Source organism: Psychroflexus sediminis (assembly GCF_900099815.1).
Taxonomy (GTDB): Bacteria; Bacteroidota; Bacteroidia; order Flavobacteriales; family Flavobacteriaceae; genus Psychroflexus; species Psychroflexus sediminis.
On record NZ_FNCW01000029.1, the window covers coordinates 1 to 3,511 of the forward strand.

Genomic DNA, 3,511 nt, shown 5'->3' on the forward strand with positions numbered 1-3,511 from the left:
AGTTTGAGTGAACTCACTGCACCCACGGCAAATGATAATTGCGACGGGATAGTAACCGGAACTACAAATGCAGTACTTCCGATAACGGCGAGCACTACCATTACCTGGAAATATACGGATGAAGCAGGAAACTTCAGTGAACAAACTCAGTCAGTAATTGTTGATGATACCACAGCTCCCATAATTGGAGAGTTCGAAAATAAAATTATCCAGGGAGATGAAGATGGAAACTCTATTCTTGCGGACTATACCTCTCAGGTAGAAGTCTATGATAATTGCGATCCTAATCCAATAGTTAGTCAGATTCCTGCTCCCGGGGAGCTAATTTCAGGCAGTACAGAGATTACAATAACTGTCAAGGATAATGCTGGAAACACCAATTCTACAGGCTTTATGGTGGTTGTTGAAGATAGCGGAGATCCTGATGGTTGTAATACTAATTTGTTTCCCGTCATAAATGAAATAACCGGTCCGATTGACCCAGTACCAATTGGTAACCCTATTACTATAAAGGCTTCTATTAGTGATGACAATATTAGTTATGCAACATGGTCTTTAAGTACAGATGGAACTACATTTATTGACCAGCCAAAAGAAACTATTTTGGGTGATTTTATCTCCAAAACCTTCGACCTCCCGGTTAATGTCTACAGCATAAAATTATTAATAGAAGATGCTTGTGGAGTAACGGCAACTTCTGTTTTCGAATATGTTGTGATCTATGATCTCGATGGTGGTTTTGTAACGGGTGGAGGATGGATCCATTCTCCGGTAGGAGCTTATGTTGCCGATACTTCACTGGAAGGAAAAGCAAGTTTTGGTTTTGTTGCAAAATACAAGAGCGGAAGAAATAACACATCTGAAGTCGAGGGTAATACCAACTTCCAGTTCCGTAATGCAGATTTCCATTTTAAAAGTTCAGCACATGATGATATGTCCCTGGTAATTTCTGGAGGTCGGTCTACTTATAAAGGAGTTGGTTCAATTAATGGATCTGGCATCTATAAATTCATGGTTGTAGCTATCGATGGAGATCTTAATGGACAACTTAATTCTGATAAATTCAGGATTAAGATTTGGGAGAGTGATTCGGATGTATTGGTGTATGATAACAAAATTGGAGAATCCGATAATTCAGATGCAACTACTGAACTTGAAGGGGGCTCGATCGTGATCCATAAGCCTAAAGGAAACAAAACCAATGATGATCTTGAAATAAAATTAACTGATACTAATGAGGCAATTGAAATACTTGAAACTCTCATGGTTTTACCAAACCCTATACAAACTGAAGCAGTAGCCAGGTTTAGTGTTAGGGGAGATGCCGAGATAATTTTGAAAATCTTCGATTATATCGGAAGAGAAATTCAGGTTCTGTATTCCGGATCAGTTAAAGCAATGGAAATTCATGATATTCCGTTTCAAAGACATAATATGATGAGTGGGGTTTATATTCTTAAATTAACTACAGCAAAAGGACATTCATATGAGAGACAGTTTATTGTGGAATAATTGTTTTCAGATTTTTAATAAAGAAGCTTCGGATACCGGAGCTTCTTTATTTGTTACGATTGTTCAGTGGAAAATTGTACACTGTATAGCATTAAATTGCCAGGGACCCCAAAAAAAGAGAATCAAAAATCAAGAAACAAACTTTGGCAGCCTGGGGCATTTCACGAATTACTTATTTCATACTCTCTCATTTATAGCGGTAGAGGTTGAGAGAGTTATTTCTGCATATTTTACTACAGAAATATGATGATTGGCTTTAAACGTTTATCCTTGGATCCGGTTTTATGGCAACCGAAGACTTGGTTTGGCTTTACTCGATATCTTTCAGAATCGAAAAAAACCCAATTAATTCTTTTTTTAAAAAGGCTCTCCAATGCTTTCATTTAGGAACATTACTTCATTTGTAAAAATACCCTTCATAAAAAAAAATCAATCAGTGACAACAAGGCCATCGTTTGGGATTTAGAAATAGATCGGTCTGTCTAAATTTTTTGACTTTTGAAGCGTTTTTTATTTTTTATTTTTAGAATGTAAATATAATTATAGAATGGACTGAAAAAAGTTCGTCGGGAATTCTGATTTAGTTCCTAAAGAGCCTTTCGCTGTTAATATTTTTAAATCTGCTTTCAGCCGGGTATTTAGAATTAGGATAGGCCGTCTAAAAAATAAAGACCAGAAGATAATTAAAGTAAAAGACCGGCTAATTTCTAAATTCCGGAACTTTGGCTTTTCAAAAAATGGCTAGGGAGGGGGAATCAGTAAACTGTATAAATTCTAATTGGTTTGGGTAAGCACGAAGCATGAAAGAAGAGCACATCTGGCGGACTCTGGAATAAAAAGGGTTTCCTTGATTGGAGCGGTTCCGCTTTTTATGCGGATTAGCGCAACGAAGGGATTCACTTATTTGCCCGTGTCCAAGAACTTTTTTACGAAGTGCCTTTCTCGGAATGGAGAGCAACGGAATAAAGGGGAATGTACTGAGAGGTGGGGGAGTTCCATTTATCTCAGTAGCCAATTGGGCTTAATTTTCTGTTCAATCACTTTAGCTTCCAATCTTAGAGCTAGTTTAATTTTTTAGCCATCTCCTCTGAAATGTATAGTCTAATTAAAAGGTTTCCCATATCCTCACTAACCTTTTTTTCAAGAACCCAGGCATAGATTTGGATGGTTGCCATTTTAGTATGTTCCTGAAGCTTGGAAACCTTTCTATAGGAACACCATTATAGAGGGTTACATGTGAGGCTATACATTAAGGAAATAAAAAACCCAAAAATACTTATTATCAGTGTTTTGGGGGTTTGTGAAAGTGATAGTGACATGATGGTATATCCTTACTGCATTCTCTGTTGGAAATACAAACCACATTCTAACGAATGTGGTTTTTTTGCTTGTCATGATTCATTACTCAAATTCTTCGACTCTTTTGATAGTTTTAAAAATGACTTTAAAATCGTAGTTGTGTAAAAATTATTTCAAGGAATAAAAAATTATTTCCAAACATAAATTGTTAACCTGCCTGCCAAAGGCATCTTCCTGCCAAAGGCAGAACAGGCAGGCGTGACAGGATTACATATCCTGAGTGCATTCTCTGCTGGAAATAAAAACCATGGCTATCGCCATTTTGGTTTTTATGTTTTACCCTGCGCTTACAAAAACTATGCTTTTGACACTTGTGTTTGCCGTGATCCATTACTCCAATTCTTCGACTCTTTTGATAGTTTTAAAAATGACTTTAAAATCGGAGTTGTATAAAAATTATTTCAAGGAATAAAAAATTATTTCCAAACATAAATTGTTAACCTGCCTGCCAAAGGCACCTGCCTGCCAAAGCACGACAGGCAGGCGTCAGGCAGGCGCTACAGGATTACATATCCTGAGTGCATTCTCTGCTGGAAATACAAAACGGATCAATCTCAAAAGTTGTGTGTGAATTGAAATAGAATTTAGATTTTTGTCAATAAAAAGAATCATTGGACACATATCTAGACCTACTCAAACT

1 protein-coding gene is annotated in these 3,511 nt (G+C 36.8%); it reads left to right on the top strand.

The genetic code is table 11. From position 1 onward, the window contains the following. Positions 1 to 1,512: HYR domain-containing protein (locus BLP81_RS13440; protein WP_143002850.1), on the top strand; the 1,512-nt coding region annotated here is incomplete at its 5' end. Positions 1,513 to 3,511 lie beyond the last annotated feature (1,999 nt).